Raw genomic sequence first — 21,340 nt, forward strand, 5'->3', positions numbered from 1 at the left:
AATCCAGCTTTTAAAAAAGCTGGATTTTTTTTATTTTTTATTTACTTTAGTCATTCGCCACTCCCAACTTCTACCACCTAGTTTTGCCGTATAATATACTTTCTTTCCTTTTACTCTATCTATTTTAATACGCATCGTGGTACCTGTTTTAAAAGGGAAATTAGGTAAAGTAGATTCTTGAATAATTAATTTATATTCACATTCTGTTAACCATTCGATATCAGATTTTATAAAATATTTTTTGTTTTCGTGATATTCGATATATTCATCTTCACCAAACTGAACTAAAACATCTTTACTACCAACTTTATACTTGAATGCGTTATTTTTTAAAATATTGCAATCAGCTAATTTTGAAGAACTTAAAACTACAGCTCCTGCAAACGCGATTAAAAAGTATAATTTTTTCATGGCTAATTATTATAAATATAAAACTACAAAAAAATAGTTTAATTAAATGTTTATAACAGGGGTTTTTTCCTCTTTTTCATCTTTAATGATGGAAGGAAATATTGTAGGGGCAATTTTCTTTACAGGAGTGTATAAAATTGAATTTTCTAAAGTTTCTTTTTCAATAAATGGAATAGTATCATTCATTTTTCCGAAGAAAATAAAAACTACACTTAAGATTAAACCTATTTTTAATGCGCCAAAAACGCCTCCTAAAATTTTATTTATAATACCTAAAGATGCAAAATCTGCCAATTTAGTTAGCAATTTACCAATTAAGGCTATAGTTACTATAATTATAATAAAAGTTGCAGCAAAAGCTGCTAAAGAAATGTATTCTTTGCTCCAAGATACGGATTTTTTTAAGAAATCACCTACAAAAAACGAAAAATGTATTGCGCCATAAACACCACCAATTAAAGCAACTAAAGACGCTATTTCTACAAAAAGCCCTTTCATTACACCTCTTACAAAACCAAACAGTAGCAATGCTGCAATAACTATATCAAAAACATTCATTAAATTAATTTCTTCAAACCTACACCTTTTTTTAAAAATTAAAAATGGGCATTGTATCTTTGTAGTCTTAAATTTTAAGCATGGAAAAAGTAGTAAACCTTAAAGAAAAATGGAATTTGTTAGTAGATAAACTTACTAAACAATTTGCTGATGGTGATGAGTTAAATATGGATGGAATTATCTATTTAATTGGCGTACAAGAATTGGGTACTGGGCAAACTAGCTTTAAAAAAGGTGAAAAAGTAAACTTAATGCATATTGCTATTTGTAAACTTTTAGAACCTTATGGTTATTATGAATTTGATTATTTTGATGATGATAGCTGGCCTCATTATAAAATAATTACAGAATTACCAAACTTAAAACCAGGTGAACAAACAGTTTTAATGAAAGAGGCAATTGTAAATTATTTTGATAATTTAAAATATTTAGAAGATTAAGTTACACTCATTTTTCTAACTAAAACAGAAAATAATCTTGGTATAAATCTTTTTACATAAACGCCTAATTTTTCTTTAAAACCAGCAATATAAACTTCTTCTTTATTTTTATTTATAGCCTTTAGCATTCGTTTTGCACAAAGTTCTGCAGACATGCCGTTACCAGTAGCTGCATCCATAATTCCCTGTGGTTTACCGCTACCGGTTAAAGCGTTTTTAGAAACATTTGTATTTATAAATCCAGGACAAATTAGAGTTACTTTTAAATTTTTCTGATGAACTTCTGCTCGAAAACTATCAAAAAAACCATGTAAAGCATGTTTACTTGCAGCGTAACTAGATCTTAATGGTGTTCCTATTTTACCAACAATACTTGTAGTTACCGCAAAATGACCATTCTTATTTTCTAAAAAATGAGGTAAAATAGCTTTTGTTAAGGCAACTGTGCCCAAGTAATTGATATCCATAATTCTTTTATCAACAGTAATTTCTGTTTCTTCTACTAAAGAGCGTTGACTAATTCCGCCATTATTTATTAGTACATCTACACGTCCAAAAGCAGCTATAGCTTCAGTAGCTTTTTCTTCTAAACTTATATAATCTTCTAAATCTAATGCTAAGATTTTAATATTATTAGCATTTTCACATACTTGCTTAACCAAATTTAATGCCTCTAAATTTCTAGAAGATATAATAAGTTTTGCATTTTGCTTAGAGAGTTCTATTGCTAAAGCTTTACCAATACCAGAAGATGCACCAGTTACCCAAACTACTTTATTAGAAAAAGACATATTGTTAAATTTTGGTTTACAATATACCTAATTTGTTAGAGAAATAGTATTTTTGGTACACTTCTTGAAAATAGTATTTCGAGAAATAAAATCCGAAGAAAAAAATGAAAAAAGTACTTGTTTTAATATTTTTAATATCATCATTTGCACAAGCACAATTTAGTATTAATGGTACTTTAACTAATGATATAAAAACAGATTGGGCAATTTTATATAGAATAGAAGGCGCAAAACAAAAATTTGTTACCAATACAACAATAAAAAAAGACACTATTGCTATTGAAGGTAAGAAGCAAACTATCGGTACTTTTCAGTTTGATTTACCAGCAGATGCCAAAATTGGATCTTATAGAATTACCTATAGAACAGAAGCACCAGGTTTTGTAGATTTTATCTTCAACAAAGAAACTGTAAGCTTTACTTTTCACCCAGATTATCCTGAGCAAACTACTTTATTTTCTAATTCTGATGAAAATATTATTTACAAAAACTACTTAAGCGAAGTTTCTGTTGCACAACAAAAACTAGATTCTTTACAAATTACAGCTTTAAGAAACCCGGAAGTAGATTTAAAAACGAATTACAAAACTACTTTAGCAACAATTAATGCGATACAACAAAAATATTTAGAGAGTTCAAACGGAATGTACGTTCAGCCTTTTATTAAGGCAACTTCTAGATCAAATCCATCAGAAATAAAAACCAATGCAAAAGAGTATATGCAAAATATAAATGCTACTTTTTTTGATAATATGGATTTTTCTAGCAAAACATTAATAAATTCTTCTTTTTTAATTGACAGAATATCCGACTACATCTTTTACATTAATTACTCAGAAGATTTAGAACAACAACAAATACTTTACAAAAATGCTGTAAGTAAGGTTTTTACAAAGGTAAAAGAAGTGGTGTTTAGAAAAAACGTTATAGAGCTTTTGATCAATCAATTTGAGCAAAGTAAAAATTTAGAAATGGTAGATTATCTTTTTGACAATTACTACAACAAATTGCCTAAATCTTTACAAAATGAAAAATATAAAAACGAAAAACTATCTTTATTAGCGTCTGAAGTTGGTAGAATTGCACCCGATTTTTCTTGGAAAGAAAACGGCAAAAACTATAAATTATCTACTTTAAATGATGCTAAAAATTATGTTTTAATATTCGGAGTACTAGTTGTTCTCATTGTTTAAGAGAAATACCACAATTGCATAAATTTTTGGCAAATAAAAACGAATTAAAAGCAGTCGCTTTTTCTCTAGAAAATGATGAATTTGGTTGGAATAACATGAAAACCACACTACCAAATTGGCATCATGTTTTAGGTCTAAACAAATGGGAAAACAAGATTGCTAGAACATACAACATTAATTCTACACCAACTTATTTTGTGTTAGATAGTAATAAGAAAATTATAGCAAAACCCCAAGATTTAGAAAAATTAAAAGCTTATTTAAACAATTTAGAAATGTAGAAAAGCATCTTCTAAGTGCTTAATTTTTGTTGATTTATGTTGCTGTACAATTGCAATAATATCAAATCTTACATCTACATCTAAGTCGTTTTCTGTAACGTAATAATCTATTGCAGAAAGAAGTAATTTAATCTTTTTAGGGTTTACAAACTCTTCTGGATTACCAAAATAATCTGTAGAGCGCGTTTTAACTTCTATTACAGCCAATGTGTTTTCTATTTTGGCTATGATGTCTACTTCTGCTTTTAAATAGCGGTAATTTTTCTCTAAAATAGTATACCCTTTTTCTAATAAAAAATCTATTGCTATTTTTTCTCCTTTTTCGCCAAGTTCATTGTGTGCAGCCATTTTTAATTTTTAGAAAAATCTAACAAACAATTCTCCATATCTACTTCTAAAGTTACATTTCTACCAAAAATTAATGCTCGATTGTCGGCTTCGTGACCCGCAGGAAAATCAAATACAACAGGTATATCTTGTGGTATCACATCTAAAATTAGCTGTTCTATAGAACTTCCCCATTTTGTAGAATTCTTTTTTATTAAAGACATATCTCCTACTATTACAGCTTTTACTTTTCTAAAATAACCTGCTCTTTTTAAGCTTTGCAACATTCTATCAATAGAATATTTATACTCGCCAATTTCTTCAATAAAAAGTATTATTCCTTCTGTATTTAATTGACTTTTAGAACCTAACATAGATGCTAATATTGCTAAGTTTCCACCAATTAATTGTCCTTTTAATTCAGAAATATTTAATCTATTTTTTCTATTCAACTCATTATCAGCAAACACATACTTTACATCTTCACCAAAAAGTGCTTTTTTAAAACTAGCAATTGTTTCTATAATTTCTTCCGGCTTTTCTTCTAGACTTGTTGCCATCATTCCGTGTATCGTTTCTACGCCTAAATTATGAATATGATTATGAAACGCAGTAATATCAGAATAACCAATTATCCACTTCGGATTTTTTTGAATTTATTAAAATCTAATTTATCTAAAATTCTAACAGAACCATAACCACCTCTAGCAGCCCAAATTGCTTTAATATTTGGATTATCTAATGCATCTTGAAAATCTTGACAACGCTCATTATCAGTTCCTGCAAAATGGTTGTTTTGGTTGAACATATTTTTACCCAAAACCACTTTTAAACCCCAACTTTCTGCTAATTTTTTAGCTTTATCTACTGTTGCTTTTCTTCCTCTTAAAATTCCTGCAGGCGCAACAATTGCAATCGTATCTCCTTGTTTTAAATATGGTGGTGTAACTAAATTATTGCTTTTTTCTTGTGCATTTATAGTTGAAAAAACAACTAATAAAATTGTAATAAGTACTTGTGTTTTCTTCAAAATGAATCTTTTTTTAGCATTTAATAGCATAAATAACTAGCGAATGTAAATGTATCTATTTTCGTTGACTTTTAAAACCGTGTTTTTTGTACTTTTGCACTTCTAAAATTAACACAAAGAACACATGAGTGCTCCAAAAAGATATACAATTACAGCAGCTTTACCTTATACTAATGGTCCTATTCATATTGGGCATTTAGCAGGTGTTTACGTGCCAGCAGATATTTACGCACGTTATTTACGTTTAACTGGTAAAGATGTTGCATACATCTGTGGTTCTGATGAACATGGTGTTGCAATACCAATGAGAGCAAAAAAAGAAGGTGTTTCTCCGCAAGATATTATCGATAAATACCACGGTATTATTAAAAAATCTTTTGCAGATTTTGGTATTTCTTTTGATAATTATTCTAGAACTTCATCAGAAACTCATCATAAAACTGCATCAGAATTTTTTACAAAATTGTATGAAAACGGAGATTTTGTAGAAGAAGTTTCTGAACAATTATATGACGCAGAAGCAAACCAATTTTTAGCAGATAGGTTTGTAATTGGTACTTGCCCAAAATGTGGTTTCGAAGAAAGTTATGGTGATCAATGTGAAAATTGTGGTACATCTCATAACGCAACAGATTTAATCAATCCTAAATCTGCAATAACTGGTAATATGCCTTCTTTAAAAGAAACAAAACACTGGTTTTTACCTTTAGATAAGCACGAAGAATTTTTACGTGAATGGATCTTAAAAGGACATAAAAAAGATTGGAAACCTAATGTTTATGGTCAAGTAAAAAGTTGGGTAGACGATGGTTTAAGACCAAGAGCAGTAACTAGAGATTTAGATTGGGGAATTCCGGTACCTGTAGAAGGTGCAGATGGTAAAGTCTTATACGTTTGGTTCGACGCACCCATTGGTTATATTTCTTCTACCAAAGAATGGGCCGCAAGAGAAGGCAAAAACTGGGAAGATTATTGGAAAAAAGACGACACCAAGTTGGTGCACTTTATTGGTAAAGATAATATTGTTTTTCACTGTATTATTTTTCCGAGTATGTTAAAAGCACACGGAGATTTCATTTTACCGGACAACGTACCAGCAAATGAATTTTTAAATTTAGAAGGAAATAAATTATCGACGTCTAAAAATTGGGCAGTTTGGTTACACGAATATTTAGAAGAATTTCCAGATCAACAAGATGTTTTACGTTATACATTAACGGCAAACGCGCCAGAAAGTAAAGACAATGATTTTACTTGGAAAGATTTTCAGGCTAAAAATAATAGCGAATTAGTTGCCATATTTGGTAACTTTATAAACAGAGTTGTTGTTTTAACTAATAAATATTACCAAGGGCAAGTGCCACTTGCAGGGAATTATACAGAAGTTGACGAAGATGTTTTAGCTGCTGTAAAAGAGTTTCCTAATATTATTGGCAAATCTATAGAAAGATATAGGTTTAGAGAAGCTAGTCAAGAATTAATGAACTTAGCAAGACTTGGAAACAAGTATTTAGCCGATGAAGAGCCATGGAAAGTTATAAAGGTTGATGCAGAACGCGTGCAAACAATTATGTATGTGGCATTGCAAATTTCTGCAGCTTTAGCAGTTGTTTCAGAACCATTTTTACCTTTTACATCAACAAAATTAAAAGGTATTTTAAATCTTGATTTAAACCTTTCTTGGGAAGATATTACAGCAAAAGATGTTTTATTACCTGCCGAACATCAAATAAACAAAGCAGAGTTATTGTTTTCTAAAATTGAAGACAAAACAATTGAAGCTCAAGTAGCAAAGCTAGAAGCAACAAAAATTGCCAACGAACAAGAAAATAAAGTTGTAGAACCGCAAAAGGAAACCATAGAGTTTGATGATTTTACAAAATTAGATATTCGAATTGGTACCATTTTAGAAGCAGAAAAAGTTGCAAAAACTAAAAAACTTTTAAAACTTAAAGTTGATGTTGGTATAGACACAAGAACTATCGTTTCGGTATTGCAGAAAGTTTTTCTCCGGAAGATATTATTGGTCAACAAGTTTCTGTATTAGTAAACTTAGCTCCTAGAAAAATTAGAGGAGTAGAAAGCCAAGGAATGATTTTAATGACAGACACACCAGAAGGAAAACTAGCTTTTGTTGAACCTGAAAAGGCCGTGAAAAACGGACAACAAGTGAGTTAAATAAATACAATAAATTAACTAAAAAGTCGCTTTTTAGCGGCTTTTTTTATTTAAAGCATTAGAAACATTCTAAATATTCGGCATAATTTTTGATATATTTATAAAAAAATATGCTATGAAAAAACACTACCTTATTAAAATTTGCTGCCTATTGTTTACAGTAGCAAGCATCAACCTTAACCTGCAAGCCCAAAAAAACAATCGATAGACTCTCTTTTTTTAAACAATAGTTCACACTTTAAAGAAGTAGTCTATGCACACTTAAACAAATCTATATACATCAAAGGAGAAAATATTGGCTTTACGGCTTATAGTTTTGATAAATACAAAAATAATCTCTCTGAAAGTACTTCTAATTTGTACTGCCTAATTTATGATAGCAATAAAAAACTTGTTAAAAAACAATTGCTAAAAGTAGAAAATGGTATTGCCAACGGTGTCTTTGATGTAGATAAAGACTTTAAAACTGGAACCTACACTTTTAAGGCATACACAAATTGGATGCTTAACTTCTCTAAGGAAAGCTTTTTTACAGATTCCTTTGACGTTATTGATCCTCAAGAAACAAAAGTTGTTGCTAAAACTAAAAAAAGCGATAAAATAGATCTTCAAATTTTACCAGTAAAGTGGCCATCTACTTACTGGTGTTATTAATACGCTAGGCGTTGTTGCCAAAGATAGTTTAGGTTACGGTATTTCTAATTTAAAAGGGAGTGTGCTTGATCAACAAAACAACTTTATCACTTCTTTTAAATTAAACGAACTAGGCATTGGGCGTTTTTCTATGAAACCAATTAAAAATAAAACGTATAAAGTTCAATTAGAAAATGCCAAAAATTTTATTACCAATTTTGGTACTAACTCAAAAAATAACGGAATTATAATACAGCTTAATAGCAATGAAAACGAAGTTATAATTTCTTGTGTTACAAACAAAGGTACTTTGCCATTCTTAAAAGGAAAAACCTATACACTTGCTTATCAAAACAGAGCGAAATTAACCAAAATTGAAATACAGTTTGACAAAGAAAATGTTATCAGTAAAAAAATTGCGCTAAAAAACTTAAAATCAGGTGTTACTATTTTTACACTATTTGATGAGCAAAACAACCCCATTGCAGAAAGATTATTTTTTAATTACAAAAATATTAATATTAATACAATCGAAAATGCTTCTGTAAACAATTCTAAAGACACCCTACACAACTTTAGTTTCAACTTTAAAAATGGCTTTAAAGATTTTAACAACGTTAGTATTTCGATATTGCCGTAAAACACAAAATCGTACAATAAAAATTCTAATATTATCTCTAATATTTTAATTAAACCTTACATAAAAGGATACCTACAAAACGGTGGATATTATTTTACAGATATCAACAATCAAAAAAATATGATTTAGACAATTTGCTTATCACCCAAGGCTGGAGTAGCTTTAATTGGAGAAAATTATTCTCTCAAAAAAACAACTTTGCACATTCTTTTGAGAAAGGAATTACAGTAAGGTTTAATATTCAAGATGATAAAAATAGTCAAAAACAATTTTTAATTCATGCCTTGTCTAATAACCCACCACAATTTATCTCTTTAAATGATGATTCTAAGAGTGCTTTTGTGTTGAATAATTATTACCCAACTAATAACGAGAAAGCATATATTTCTTCAATTAGAAAAAAAGACGGAAAGTTATTTAAAACACCAATGTATCCACAATTTTCTCCAAATAGTATACCTCAGACAAACAAAAGCGCAATGCATTTAACGACAAACAATAATTTTTATGCAGTAGAAAACACTTTTGAGCTAACCACTTTTAATAGTTTAAATACAGGTGATTTTTTAGATGAAGTTATAATTAAAACAAACTTAGAAGAAAAGCGTATTTTAGAAATTAAAAAAGAAAGTTTTGCAAAAGTAAAATTTACAACATTACAAGATAGTTACCTAACCTTAGAAGAATTTATAAACATTTACGGTCTAAGTTTTAATGCTCGTAAAAACTATATAACTGGAACTTTAGACATAGGCTTAAGTAGTAGTATTCGCTATCAAAGTCCATATAGTGAGGGTAACCTAGGAGGTACTATTATCTATTTAGACGGGCAAAGGCTGTTAGACAACAGTATATTGTTTAATTTGTCAATGAGTATAGTGGATTATGTTGAATTTAATCGAAGTTCATTTGGAGAAGGTTTTACAAATAATGATGGGGTAATACGTATTGTAACCAACCCTATGAAATTTTACCAACCAATAAAAAGACAAACAACCACAGAAATAAAATTTCCTATTACATTTTCTAAAGCAAAAAAATTCTATATACCTAAATACAATTCATATACAGACAATTTTTATAAAAAATACGGAGTAGTAGATTGGCTTCCTATGAATAAAATTGATGAAAATGGAAACTTAAATTTAGATGTTAAAAATATTAAAACTGATAAAATCACCTTGTTCTTTGAAGGTGTATCTGCTGATGGTGAGTTTATTTTTGATAAAAAGACAATTAGTCTTAAGGACTATAAATTCTATTAAAATAAATTTAAAAACTCGACAAAAGGTAAATTATAAGTATAATTTAAAACCACTCTTAGAAGTGGTTTTTTTTATTTAATAGATTAGCTTGTAAATTCAGTTCATCGACACTTAAGCGTATTCTAGCATACCTTTATATCGAATAATAGATTTAATTTAAAAAGAAACAAACAACTATGTATTTTTGTTTACCCCTCAATATAACATTGAGATTATACATTTTAAACCGTTAGAAGATTCCCTAGCCTTATAGCTAATTTAAATTATAATCACTTCGAATCGTTAATTCCTTTATTGGTTTTAGCGATTTTTTTACACAATTAATTTTTAGTTTTTAAAGTTAATCTATAATAAATGGTTATTCATCTAACCTTTACAATTAATTAATAGAAAATATAAAAACTCAAATTTAAAACAGTTGTAAATTTGTAATGCGTTAGCATCCCCCTAATTATGCAAACGCTGTGAAAAAAATCACTTTGTTAATATCCCTATAAATTAACAATGAAAATTAATCGTTAATACCTTGACTGGTTTTAACGATTTTTTTTGCTGAAAAAATTAAAACCCAAATTATCATCTAATCTACAGTAATTTACCTTTTATCTATACACAATCTTCAATTAATAGAATAAGTACATAAAAATGTGTATTGAGGTTGTAATTTTACAATCAGTTAGCGCCCCCTAAAATTGCTAACTAGAAAAACTAGTTGTTAAAATCCCTAAAATTAACAATCAAAATTAATCGCTAATACCTTGACTGGTTTTAGCGATTTTTTTGCTAGAAACATTAAAACCCTAATTATCATCTAATCTACAGTAATTTACTTTTTATCTATACACAATCTTCAATTAGTAGAATAAGTACATAAAAATGTGTATTGAGGTTGTAAATTTGCAATCAGTTAGCGCCCCCTAAAATTGCTAATCAAAGAAAAATCCCCCAATCTAATTTAATCATGTATATGATTAATTTAATAGTCTTTAAAATCATACTTTCTTGATTTTAACGACTTTTTGCTTTTAAATGAATTCATATTATTTTCTTTTGAGTTAAGCCATCAACCATCATGTTTGTTAATTTGTATCAGAATAAATAAAATATCTCATGAAAAAATTATTAATACTATTATTTATAACCTCTTTGGTTTCTTGCGGAGCATCTAAAACTGTTAGAAGTAAAGAAAAAACCATAAAAGGAAACTGGACTTTAAATAATATTACATACAGCAAAACAGGCGATTATAATGTTACTCTTTTTAACGATGCTACAAAAGAATGTTTAGAAGGAAGTTCTTGGAAATTTGTACCAAATAACAATTCGGTATTTATACAATAAACAATTCGAGTTGTGAATCAGGTGATAGAGAATTCATTTTTATAATTCAAGAAATTGATGAAACATCAGGTTATTATGACTTTTTATTAAAACCAAAAAATAACGAAAACAATATTGGTTTTAGGTTAGAATTATCTAATCTTTCTGAAACAAACATGACCTGGAAACAAAACTTAATGGTAAACGGAACTCCGTTTATTATAAACATGAACTTTACAAAACAATAACAATTATGAAAAATATATTGAACAAAATTTCTGCATTTGCAGTAGCAATAGCATTAACAGCAAGTTTAACAAGTTGCGAAGCAACTAAAAATACAAACAACAAACAAAAAGGTGCTGTAATAGGAACCACAACAGGTGCTTTAATTGGTGCCATTATTGGTAATAACGTTGGTAGCGGAAAAAATAGTAAACTAGGAGCTGTAATTGGTGGAGTTGTTGGTGGTGGTGCCGGAATACTAATTGGTAAAAAAATGGATAATCAAGCAAAACAAATTGAAACAGAGATTCCTGGAGCGGAAGTAGAAAGAGTAGATAATGGTATTGTTGTTACTTTTGATGAAAACAGTGGTGTTTATTTTGATACTAACAAAGATGATATCAATGCAAAATCGCAAGAAACTTTAAACAAATTATCTAGTGTTTTTGCAGAGTTTCCGGATACAAACATCTTAGTTGTTGGGCACACAGATAGCTGCAGTAGAGACAGCTACAATATGACATTATCTGAAAAAAGAGCAAAATCTGTAACTAATTATTTAATAGCAAAAGGATTACAAAGAGGTAGATTTACAACACAATGGTTCGGTGAAACGCAACCAAAGTATGATAACACAACTGCAGAAGGTAGAGCCAAAAACAGAAGAGTAAATGTTGCTATTTTACCTAACGAAAAGATGGTAGAAGAAGCTAAAGAAGAAGTAGGACAATAACTTCTGATATTTTATATATTCATAAAAAAAGCCGCAAAAAAGCGGCTTTTTTTTATGAATAAACTTTATAACTATTTATTTTTTTCTTTAACTCTTTAGATGCGGTTGTATAACCGCCTTCTGTACCATCTACAAAGTGAATATGTTTTTCATCTCTATCTTCTATATAACAAGACATTATAGAGGCGTATGTAGCATGAATTCCGTAAATTATTTTTTGCTGAGATTCTAATGAATCCAACAAAAGCCTCAACTTACTAATTTGTTTTTCTGTACCGGAAAAACAGTGTTTATAGAACCATCTAACATAATCGTATCAGATAATTGAGAAACCTTATATAAATACGCTTTGCCATCCTTAAAAAACCTAAAATAATATTTACCAAAGTTTGTAATTAACCAGTTTTTTATAAGATAACTTAAATCAAACTTACCCAAACGAGCATACATTTCCGTTTTAATTTTATCAAAAGATGTATTTAAAGCTAGTTTTAAAGTTGTTATTGGTGTTCTTTCAGATAGACTTCCAAAAATATAATCTATCTCATCCATAATCGTTGTGTAAACTTCTGCTTGTTTTTCTTCGTTATTACACATAACAAGTAAGCAGATTACCTTTTTCTTCGCTATTGGGCTTAATTTCATTCCAACGACACTCCATACCTTCTAAATCAATAGAAATATCATCAATTTTATTATCAATATTTTCTACAAACTGCTCTTTAATTAGGTTTTCTGCAAGTTTTAAACCGTTACCAATAATTACCGGAGTTACTAAAAAAGAGTTTAATTTTAATTTAGCGATTCTTAAAGTAGCGCCAGTTTCATAAATGTCTTCTACACGCATTTGCCCTACTCTTAGTTTTAAATTAAAGTTTTTTTCTACGTGATCACTATAATTTTCTAAAGCTGTATAAACAGGTTCTAGAATTTCTTTTGCAACAATAAAAGTTGCGCCGTCACCTCCAAAAAATATGGAATCGTAATTTTTTTATTGATCTTCTTAATTTTATTTAAAACAGTAATTATACTACCTGTAGCAACTAAATTAACATCGTTATGACCTCCGTTTTTTATCGCTTTTGTAGAATTTACAATATCTGTTACTATAACTACCCAATTGCTTGGTACAGCATTAAATAAATTTTCATTTTTAAGAAGTTCTCTAATAGGAATGTTATTGTAACTTAATTTTTTGTAAAACCCTGTGTTGTTAATCATTATCTATAAATTATATCAATACAATTTCTTTTTTAAATGTCTAAATAAAATAATTGTAATATATCTATTATATTAGCAAAATAACACGCTATACATGAAAATATTTATAAAATTTGATTTTACTGCAGTTTGTAATAAACTTATTGAAGAAAAGTTAAATGAATTAGATGTTAAACATAAAGTTCTAGGTTTTGGTGAAATAGAGTTTTTAGAAAAAATTACAGAAGACCAACTATCGCAATTAAACGATAGTTTACAAGAATATGGTAGTGAAGTTATTGAAAACCAAAAAAGTATTTTAGTTCAAAAAATAAAAGATACTATTACAGATATGGTTTTTAATGATGATGAAAATATAAATGTTAAAAGTTCTGTGTATTTATCAGAAAAACTAGATCATAGTTACGGGTATTTGTCTAATTTATTTTCTGAAGTTACCTATACATCCATAGAAAACTTTATCATACTACAAAAAATTGAATACACAAAGCAATTAATTATCAATACAGATTTAAAAATTACCGATATTGCATATAAATTAAATTACTCTAGTGTAGCACATTTAAGTACGCAATTTAAAAATACAACAGGTATAACACCTTCTGCTTTTCAAAGAATAATAACAAAGAGAAGAGAGCTAAATAACCCTAAAAAACAAGAATAAATGCAACATAAAGATGTTTTTATAATTTTAGCAGATGATGATGAAGACGACAGACTTTTCTTTGAAGATGCTTTTGACGAGTTAAAAATTAACACAAAAGTAAGCACTTTTAAAGACGGTTTAGAGTTAATGAACTACTTGAACCAAGAAGATAGTATTCTGCCAAAAATACTTTTTTAGATTTAAACATGCCAAAAAAATCGGGTATAGAGTGTTTAACAGAAATTAAAAAAGTAGATAGACTTAAAGATATTGCTATTGTAATTTATTCTACTTCTGCATCAGAAGAAGACATAGAAAACACCTTTGTTTTAGGTGCTAACGTTTACATTAAAAAACCAAACGACTTTAAAAAATTAAAGAAAGTGCTTTCTAATGTAGTTACTATGAATTGGCAATATCAAACAAGTGGCCTTAACAAAGACAACTTTTTATTAAGATTATAAAGTGAATATAAAATCGATATTTAAATCTACACGTTTCTTAAAGATTACCTTTGGTATAAGTCTTTTTGTAATACTATGCATGGGTGGTTTGGCATACAAACACCTGCAAACATTAATTAAATCTTTTGATTTAGTAGAGCATACGTATGAAGTAAATATCGAATTAGAACAAATACTTTCTTACCTAAAAGATAGCGAAACTGGCCAAAGAGGTTATTTAATTTCTGAAGATACTCGGTTTTTAGAATCATTTTTTTCTGGTAGAGAAAAAACAAATAACAGTTTTGCGCGTTTAAAAGAATTAACAAAAAAAGACGAAAGACAACAACAAAAGCTTAGAGATTTAACAATATTAATTGATAAAAACTTAAATTATTTTGATGAGACTTTTAAGTTTTCTAAAAACGATAATTTAGATTCTAAAGAGTTTGATGCACTACTTCTTGCAGGTAAAAAAACCATGGACAACATTCGATTAGAAATTAATCAAATGATTACTCATAACAACAATCTTTTAAGAATTAGAAAATTAGATAACGAAAGAAGTATAACAAACACACCTATTATTATTTATTCGGTTTTAATAATTGCCCTTCTTTTACTACTTTTTACTTATTCGAAAATTAATAATGATATTAAAAATTTACAAACCAAAAACCTTCAATTAGAAATTTTTAAAGAATCTACAAATCAATCAGAAATTGTTAGTAAACATGGTACTTGGAACTGGTTTATAGAAGAAAATAAATTTAGTTATTCTGATAATTTATACAGATTATTAGGTGAGCAACCTCAGTCTTTTGAACCTACCTTAGAAAATTTTATGCAATTTGTACATCCGAGAGGATGTAGATAAATTGAAAAAACAAGTCGAAAAAATGATACAAACAGAAGATTTGCCATTCATTTACTATAGAATTGTTCAAAAAAATGGCAGCATAAGACACTTTAAAGCTTATGGTAAAGTGCTTACAGATAACGAAGAGAATAGAAGACTTATTGGTACAACTGCAGATATTACCGATGAGATAGAAAATTATAGATTACTCGAAGAAAGAAATTTCGAGTTAGAAAGAAACAATAAAGAATTATCTTCTTTTAATCATGTTGCAAGTCATGATTTACAAGAACCTCTTCGAAAAATACAGACTTTTATTTCTAGATTAGAAGAAAAAGAAGCTTCTAATTTATCTGAAAGAGGAAATTTATATTTAGAAAGAATAAAAACCTCTTCTACAAGAATGCGTTTATTAATAGACGATTTATTACAATTTTCTAGAACTAATAAATCTGAAGAAGTTTTTGAAGAAACTAACATGAATATCATTCTTGAGAATGCAAAACAAGAATTGGCAGAAACTATTTTAGAAAAAGATGCCATTATTACATCAGAAACAATACCTACATTAACAGTTATACCTTTTCAATTACAACAATTATTCATCAATTTAATTGGTAACTCATTAAAATACAGCAAAAAGGAAGTTTCACCAAATATTAAAATTTCCTATAATAAAGTTGATGCTAGCGATGTAAAAAATAAAGAACACCAAGTTTAATTTTTATCATAAAATTACTTTTGAAGACAATGGTATAGGTTTTGATGAAGAATACGCAGAAAAAATATTTGTGCTTTTTAGTAGGCTTCATAATAAAAACGAATATTCCGGTACAGGAATTGGTTTATCTATTTGTAAAAAAATTGTAGAAAATCATCAAGGATATATTTTTGCTACTGGTAAGCCAAATATTGGTTCAATTTTCGAAGTTTATCTTCCTTTTAACTAAAAAACACCCTCATTTTTTCTAGCTATACCTACAATTTATGGAAATTGTATAAATTCTCTTATTAATTCTGTAACAAAAAATCCTATCCTTTTTTCGACCTTTGTATTCCAATAACAAAAGTGAGAATAAATGAAACGTACTAAAAAAATACTAGCTAGTCTTCTTTTTACTGCATTTCTATTTTTGATGTTTTCTTGTGATAAAAAAACCACTACAAAAGAAAAAGAAGACAAAATATTAAGCAGTCAAACAGACGCTAAATTATTAGTAGAAGCTACAAAAAACTACATTTATATAATTAATTATAACAATTACATAAAAGAAAAAGACTCTGTTACCCTGAAACAAAACAGATTTTAAACTCTATAAATAAAGGAGTTAAAGAACGTTTAGGCTCTATTAAAGACATTTCTAGAAAAGAAATGATTTTAATACCTAATGTAAATGATGTATTGTTTTTAGAAAAAAAACCATTTGTTGTAAATAAAAAAGAATCTAACGAGAAAGCTTATTTATTAACCTTAAATAAAATTATAGATAAGCAAGTTGCGGTAATGAGTGATTTTGCAAAAATAACTAACAACGAATCTATGAATGTACTCGCAAATGAATCTGAGTATTTCTTAGAAGAGAAAAAAGAAAATATAGAGAATCTTTTAAATGAAGAGTAAATGAAAAACTTTCTATACATCACATTTATTTTAATAATTATAGCATGGGCTGTAAGCTATTTTGTATTTGCAATAGAAAGTCCGGTAATTCATTTATTACTCTTAGCATCTTTTATTCTAGGTATAATTTGGTACAAAATTAAAGACACATAAAACTTATATTAAAAGCTTTAAAGTAAAATTACTTTAAAGCTTTTTTTTGTTTTTAATCTAAAAATTTCATCTTCAAAATTTAACCTAATTTATTTGGAAAAAAATTTCATCTCAGTAATTTATTCACTTCTTCTACTTTAGTATTTTTTATAAAAATTAAATTATCATTATAAATTTTAATTTATAATTTTAAGTTGATATAAACTATTAAATAGTAAATTTTACTACAAATTTCTTCTTGTAAAAAATTATCAGAAATAATTATATAATTACAGTTTGTTGTTACATAATTTCAGTAAAAAATTATTTAATTATTTGAAAATCAATTTATTAACACCAAAAAATAGAAATCATATAACAAAAAAAATCGTGTAACGAAAAAACTTGAGTTCGGTTGTTACTTTGCAGTATAATTTTAAATAAAGAATTTATACTTCCTTATTTAATTTTAAGATCAAATAAAATTAGTAACAATCAAAAAAACTCAACCAATTATGATTACTGTAAATTCAAAATTAAGAGGCTTAAATTTATTCTTTAACAAATTACAAAAGAAGATTGGGGAACGTTAAAAGTGACTTCTAATGAGCAATTTCTTAAAATTAATAACAACATAGGTAAAGGTACTATTAGATCTATTAATTTAGACGGTGGTATTAGTTTATTAGAATTTAATATTACACCTAAAGAAGACCTTAAAATAGCTGTAGATGCTAAAGCAGGTACGCATATTAACTTTGTATACTGTTCTAAAGGTAAGATTTCTCATTCTTTCGAAAATAACGCAACTAAAAACACCGTAGAAACTTTTCAAACAAGTATAGTTTCTAATATTGTATCAGAAGAAAACACAATTACACTTTATAAAGGTATAGAAACTAGTTCTACCATTATATCTGTAAATACTGCGGATGATAATAGCCAACAAACAGACATTAATAATCTTTTAAAAGACGCTTTTATTGCAGGTAAAACGAAAGATTATATATACTTAGGTTCTTATAATCTTAAAATTGCAGAACATATTAAGCAATTAAAATCTATTGAAAACAAAGGAGTTGTTAGAGCTTTATTAACTAAAGGTATTGTAAACTTAATTTTAGGTTTAGAAATCGAACAACACAAAAAAGACATAAATAGTAATGCTAATTCTAACGGTTCTTTAACTCAGAACGAAATGGAACTGATTAAGGAATTAACAGATTACGTAAACAACTATCCAGATTTAGATCATAAAATAAATGTTTTAACAAGAAAAATTGGTTTAACTGCAGCTAAAATTCAAGAAGGATTCAAGTTAATGCACGGTTTAACTGTATGTGAATACATTAGATCTGTACGTTTAAAAAAATCTGAAGAATTAATTATAAATACTGATTTAAGTATTTCTGAAATTGTGTACAGTTTAGGTTTTTCTAGTAGAAGTTATTTTTCTAAAAGATTCAGAGAAAAATATAACTGTTCTCCTAGAGATTATAAAAAGAAAAACAAGTTAGCTATGACAGCATAATATATTTGAATTTGAATTAATGATAAAAACCTCAAGAATAAAATCTTGAGGTTTTTTTTATTTTAATTAACTAAGAATTTTACTCTTTTCAAATTCATTAATAAATGGTTGTGAATATAATCTTTTACTTAAAGCAGCATTAATTGCATTTGCAACAGCACCACCTGCAGGCGGTAAACCTGGTTCTCCTAAACCTGTAGGAGATTTATTACTATCAACAAAAAAGACATCTACCTTTGGGGTTTCATTCATTCTTATCAATCTGTAAGAATCGAAGTTTTTAGATTGAGGAACTCCTTCTTTAAATGAAAAACCAGCATACATTGCATGTCCAATTCCGTCTAAAACACCACCTTCAACCTGGTTTCTAGCACCAGTAGGGTTTACAACTATACCGCAATCTGCAGCAACCGTAACCTTTTTTACTACCGGATAACCCTCAACTAATTCTATATCTGCCACCTCTGCAACATGTGTATTATGACTATAATACGCAGAAAAACCTTGGTAAACACCATTTTTAGCATTTCCCCAATTCGATTTTGTTCTTACAAGTTTAATGGTTTCTTCCATTCTTTCACCGGAATATTCGATACGTTTATCCGTAGTATTTTTTACATTTTGTAATAAATCTAAACGCAACTGAATTGGATCTATATTTAATTCTGATGCCAATTCATCAAAAAACTTTGCTCTGCAAAAGCTAAGAAATTTGTATAAGGCGCTCTCCAAGCACCGGTTGTGATATTACTTTTATAATTACCACTTTCTACTTTATAGTTTGGAATGCAACCTGCAGGAAAAAAGTTAGGAATTAAACCATACATATTTCCATTTACTGCCGCTTCTTTTAAATGATAACCAGTTACTTTACCGTCTTTTAAAGCTGCTTTAATTCTATATTTAATTGCTGGCCTATAAGTACCCGCAGTCATATCATCTTCTCTAGAAAAAACAACTTTTACAGGTTTTTTAACTAAACTAGAAATTTCTGCTGCTTCTAAAGCAAAATCTCCGTACAAACGTCTACCAAAACCACCACCCATACGAGTCATTTCGCATAAAATATCTTCTTCTTTTCTATTTAAAAGTTTAGAAACTCTATTAACCGTCCATTGTGGTGTTTGTATAGGACCAACCAAATGCACTTTTTCTCGGAGTAACATTTGCATAAAAATTCATCGGTTCTAAACAATTATGTGGTAAAAAAGGTGAATGATAAGTTTTCTCTACAACTTTATCTGCAGCACTAAAAGCCTTTTTTACATTGCCATCTTCTCTTCTAACATCTAAACCTTTACCATCTAAAATTTTGGTTAATAATTTATCATGTTCTTCTGTAGATTCTGCTTTAGAATCTGTTTTCCAATTAGCATTTATTGCTTTTTTACCTTTCATTGCAGCCCAAGTAGAACTTGCTAAAACTGCAATTTTATCTCCGAATTTTATAATCTCTTTTACACCGAAACATTTTTAGCCTTAGAATCATCAAAAGAAACTAATTTTTGCCCAAATGCTGGTGGTCTTAAAACAGCAGCAATCATCATGTTTTCTGCTTTGTAATCCAATCCAAATAAAGGTTTACCTGTTATAATTTTATCAATATCTACATTAACAATTTCTTGCCCGATAATTGTAAAATCTTTAGGGTCTTTTAACACAACATTTTCTCGGCACTTCTAATAGAGCTGCTTCTTTTACAACATCACCATAGGTTAGTTTTTCTCCTGAAGTATTTGTAATAATTCCCTTAGATGCTTTTAAAGAACTTGCATCTACTTGCCATTTTGCAGCAGCAGCATTTACCAACATTTGTTTTGCTGTTGCACCAGTTTGTCTTAACGCATCCCAACCCTGTCTAATAGATTGGCTTCCGCCGGCTACTTGCCTTGTATAATTTTTTGTATCTAAAATACCTTGTGCAACATTTACTTTATCCCAATCTACATCTAACTCTTCTGCTATAATCATTGGCATAGAAGTTTTTACCCCTTGACCGATTTCTCGGATTCGGAGAAAAAATAGTTACATAACCTTCATCAGAAATTTTTATAAATGCGTTAAAATCGTTAAAATTTAAACTTGCTATATCTACTGGCATTTTAGCTTCGGCTTACATGCTGTAAGTAAATTAAAACCAATTAACATACCGCCACTTGCCAATGCAGAGGTTTTTAAAAGTTTCTTCTACTAAAATTATCTTTTTTGTGTAGTTTCATTTTTATAAATTTTAGTGATTATTGCATTTTTTCTGAAGCAACTTTTACTGCTTTTTCTATTCTATTATAAGATGCACATCTACAAATATTACCATGCATTGCTTCTCTTATTTCTTTTTCTGATGGATTTTTATTTTCTGATAAAAAAGCAGAAGCTGTCATTATTTGTCCTGCTTGACAGTAACCACATTGTGGCACATCAATCTCTTTCCAAGCCTCTTGTACAGGATGTTTACCGTCTTTAGATAAACCTTCTATTGTAGTAATCTTTGTATCATCTAAAATAGAAACTTGCATTTGGCAACTTCTTGTTGCAACACCATCTATGTGAACTGTACAAGCACCGCATTGAGCAATACCACAGCCAAATTTTGTGCCTACTAAATTTAACTCATCTCGTAAAACCCAAAGTAAAGGCGTATCATCATCTGCAGTAACAGTAACATTTTTTCCGTTAACATTTAAATTGTAGTTTGGCATAGAAAGTAGATTTAAAATTATGGAGTGAAGTTACAAAAAATTGAGAATATAGAATTTTCTATTCTTAGGCGTATTTTATCCTAATTACGTTTTTCAAACTAAATTTATACCGTATTTTTTTGAATACTCTAAAGAATTAATATCGCAAAAAAAATCCCTTTTT

General features: G+C 28.4%; 20 protein-coding genes and 7 pseudogenes. 18 read left to right on the plus strand and 9 right to left on the minus strand.

What is annotated here, in order from left to right; genetic code table 11:
* Window positions 1-30 precede the first annotated feature (30 nt).
* Together ACZ1HD_RS17050 and ACZ1HD_RS17055 are read right to left on the minus strand one after the other, a co-directional pair.
* The gene (locus ACZ1HD_RS17050; protein ID WP_472688137.1) at window positions 31-411 is read right to left on the minus strand and encodes a hypothetical protein; all 381 of its coding nucleotides are present in this window, start codon (window positions 409-411) and stop codon (window positions 31-33) included.
* A 42-nt stretch (window positions 412-453) separates the two neighbouring features.
* On the minus strand, window positions 454-969 hold the full coding sequence (locus ACZ1HD_RS17055; RefSeq protein WP_077810544.1) for a CvpA family protein: 516 nt from the start codon (window positions 967-969) through the stop codon (window positions 454-456).
* Window positions 970-1,049: 80 nt separating this feature from the next.
* On the opposite strand from ACZ1HD_RS17055, the gene ACZ1HD_RS17060 reads away from it, so the two are divergent.
* Window positions 1,050-1,409 carry a hypothetical protein gene (locus ACZ1HD_RS17060; protein WP_472688138.1) on the plus strand — a complete coding sequence of 120 codons (360 nt, stop codon included), beginning with the start codon at window positions 1,050-1,052 and terminating at the stop codon, window positions 1,407-1,409.
* Here ACZ1HD_RS17060 and ACZ1HD_RS17065 read toward each other — a convergent pair.
* Window positions 1,406-2,200 (minus strand): SDR family oxidoreductase, encoded by a 795-nt coding sequence (locus ACZ1HD_RS17065; protein WP_472688139.1) that lies wholly within the window; start codon window positions 2,198-2,200, stop codon window positions 1,406-1,408. The two genes, ACZ1HD_RS17060 and ACZ1HD_RS17065, sit on opposite strands and share 4 nt — an antisense overlap.
* A 104-nt stretch (window positions 2,201-2,304) precedes the next feature.
* Here ACZ1HD_RS17065 and ACZ1HD_RS17070 point away from each other — a divergent pair, with 104 nt between their 5' ends.
* Window positions 2,305-3,393: a hypothetical protein gene (locus tag ACZ1HD_RS17070; RefSeq protein WP_472688140.1), complete on the plus strand. Its 1,089-nt coding sequence runs from the start codon at window positions 2,305-2,307 to the stop codon at window positions 3,391-3,393.
* 14 nt (window positions 3,394-3,407) lie between these two features.
* The gene (locus ACZ1HD_RS17075; protein ID WP_472688141.1) at window positions 3,408-3,674 is read left to right on the plus strand and encodes a thioredoxin-like domain-containing protein; all 267 of its coding nucleotides are present in this window, start codon (window positions 3,408-3,410) and stop codon (window positions 3,672-3,674) included.
* Here ACZ1HD_RS17075 and ACZ1HD_RS17080 read toward each other — a convergent pair.
* Together ACZ1HD_RS17080 and ACZ1HD_RS17085 are read right to left on the minus strand one after the other, a co-directional pair.
* Complete coding sequence (locus tag ACZ1HD_RS17080; protein ID WP_472688142.1) at window positions 3,663-4,022, minus strand: YraN family protein; 360 nt, start codon at window positions 4,020-4,022, stop codon at window positions 3,663-3,665. The two genes, ACZ1HD_RS17075 and ACZ1HD_RS17080, sit on opposite strands and share 12 nt — an antisense overlap.
* Window positions 4,023-4,024: 2 nt before the next feature.
* Window positions 4,025-5,061, minus strand: a pseudogene (locus ACZ1HD_RS17085) (S66 peptidase family protein).
* Between the two features lie 94 nt (window positions 5,062-5,155).
* Here ACZ1HD_RS17085 and metG point away from each other — a divergent pair.
* From metG to ACZ1HD_RS17115, 6 genes and pseudogenes are all read left to right on the plus strand, one after another.
* Window positions 5,156-7,209: pseudogene (metG, locus tag ACZ1HD_RS17090) on the plus strand (methionine--tRNA ligase).
* Window positions 7,210-7,614: 405 nt separating this feature from the next.
* Window positions 7,615-7,863: a hypothetical protein gene (locus ACZ1HD_RS17095; RefSeq protein WP_472688143.1), complete on the plus strand. Its 249-nt coding sequence runs from the start codon at window positions 7,615-7,617 to the stop codon at window positions 7,861-7,863.
* A 61-nt stretch (window positions 7,864-7,924) separates the two neighbouring features.
* The gene (locus tag ACZ1HD_RS17100) at window positions 7,925-8,482 is read left to right on the plus strand and encodes a hypothetical protein (RefSeq protein ID WP_472688144.1); all 558 of its coding nucleotides are present in this window, start codon (window positions 7,925-7,927) and stop codon (window positions 8,480-8,482) included.
* A 134-nt stretch (window positions 8,483-8,616) separates the two neighbouring features.
* Window positions 8,617-9,747, plus strand: coding sequence for a hypothetical protein (locus ACZ1HD_RS17105; protein ID WP_472688145.1), 1,131 nt, complete (start codon window positions 8,617-8,619; stop codon window positions 9,745-9,747).
* 1,110 nt (window positions 9,748-10,857) lie between these two features.
* A pseudogene (locus ACZ1HD_RS17110) lies at window positions 10,858-11,315 on the plus strand (lipocalin family protein).
* 5 nt (window positions 11,316-11,320) lie between these two features.
* A complete protein-coding gene (locus ACZ1HD_RS17115) occupies window positions 11,321-12,025 on the plus strand; it encodes a YiaD family glycine zipper/OmpA-like lipoprotein (protein ID WP_472688146.1) in 705 nt (234 codons plus the stop codon).
* A 52-nt stretch (window positions 12,026-12,077) separates the two neighbouring features.
* Here the strand turns inward: ACZ1HD_RS17115 and ACZ1HD_RS17120 are convergent.
* Both ACZ1HD_RS17120 and ACZ1HD_RS17125 read right to left on the minus strand, forming a co-directional pair.
* A pseudogene (locus tag ACZ1HD_RS17120) lies at window positions 12,078-12,670 on the minus strand (DUF3095 family protein).
* Window positions 12,615-13,246, minus strand: a pseudogene (locus tag ACZ1HD_RS17125) (DUF3095 family protein). The pseudogenes ACZ1HD_RS17120 and ACZ1HD_RS17125 overlap by 56 nt, the downstream one beginning before the upstream one ends.
* 94 nt (window positions 13,247-13,340) lie before the next feature.
* On the opposite strand from ACZ1HD_RS17125, the gene ACZ1HD_RS17130 reads away from it, so the two are divergent.
* The 9 genes and pseudogenes from ACZ1HD_RS17130 to ACZ1HD_RS17170 all read left to right on the plus strand — a co-directional run bounded on the left by ACZ1HD_RS17130 (window position 13,341) and on the right by ACZ1HD_RS17170 (window position 18,478).
* Complete coding sequence (locus ACZ1HD_RS17130; protein WP_340931998.1) at window positions 13,341-13,910, plus strand: helix-turn-helix domain-containing protein; 570 nt, start codon at window positions 13,341-13,343, stop codon at window positions 13,908-13,910.
* Window positions 13,911-14,356, plus strand: a pseudogene (locus ACZ1HD_RS17135) (response regulator). It begins immediately after the preceding gene.
* Window positions 14,357-14,435: 79 nt separating this feature from the next.
* Entirely contained in the window at window positions 14,436-15,212 is a 777-nt protein-coding gene (locus ACZ1HD_RS17140) for a CHASE3 domain-containing protein (RefSeq protein ID WP_472688147.1), read from the plus strand.
* A gap of 22 nt (window positions 15,213-15,234) precedes the next feature.
* The gene (locus ACZ1HD_RS17145; RefSeq protein WP_472688148.1) at window positions 15,235-15,915 is read left to right on the plus strand and encodes a sensor histidine kinase; all 681 of its coding nucleotides are present in this window, start codon (window positions 15,235-15,237) and stop codon (window positions 15,913-15,915) included.
* Window positions 15,916-15,979: 64 nt separating this feature from the next.
* A complete protein-coding gene (locus ACZ1HD_RS17150; RefSeq protein WP_472689401.1) occupies window positions 15,980-16,144 on the plus strand; it encodes an ATP-binding protein in 165 nt (54 codons plus the stop codon).
* A gap of 129 nt (window positions 16,145-16,273) precedes the next feature.
* Entirely contained in the window at window positions 16,274-16,504 is a 231-nt protein-coding gene (locus ACZ1HD_RS17155) for a hypothetical protein (protein WP_472688149.1), read from the plus strand.
* A 62-nt stretch (window positions 16,505-16,566) separates the two neighbouring features.
* Window positions 16,567-16,815, plus strand: a complete 249-nt coding sequence (locus tag ACZ1HD_RS17160; protein ID WP_472688150.1) for a hypothetical protein — start codon at window positions 16,567-16,569, stop codon at window positions 16,813-16,815.
* Window positions 16,816-16,968: a lmo0937 family membrane protein gene (locus ACZ1HD_RS17165; RefSeq protein WP_472688151.1), complete on the plus strand. Its 153-nt coding sequence runs from the start codon at window positions 16,816-16,818 to the stop codon at window positions 16,966-16,968.
* Window positions 16,969-17,542: 574 nt separating this feature from the next.
* Window positions 17,543-18,478 (plus strand): helix-turn-helix domain-containing protein, encoded by a 936-nt coding sequence (locus ACZ1HD_RS17170; protein ID WP_472688152.1) that lies wholly within the window; start codon window positions 17,543-17,545, stop codon window positions 18,476-18,478.
* Between the two features lie 66 nt (window positions 18,479-18,544).
* Here ACZ1HD_RS17170 and ACZ1HD_RS17175 read toward each other — a convergent pair.
* Window positions 18,545-20,697: pseudogene (locus ACZ1HD_RS17175) on the minus strand (xanthine dehydrogenase family protein molybdopterin-binding subunit).
* Between the two features lie 18 nt (window positions 20,698-20,715).
* A complete protein-coding gene (locus ACZ1HD_RS17180; RefSeq protein WP_340931987.1) occupies window positions 20,716-21,177 on the minus strand; it encodes a (2Fe-2S)-binding protein in 462 nt (153 codons plus the stop codon).
* Window positions 21,178-21,340: the final 163 nt, after the last annotated feature.

The sequence above is a fragment of the Polaribacter sp. HA6-7 genome (genome assembly GCF_055693625.1).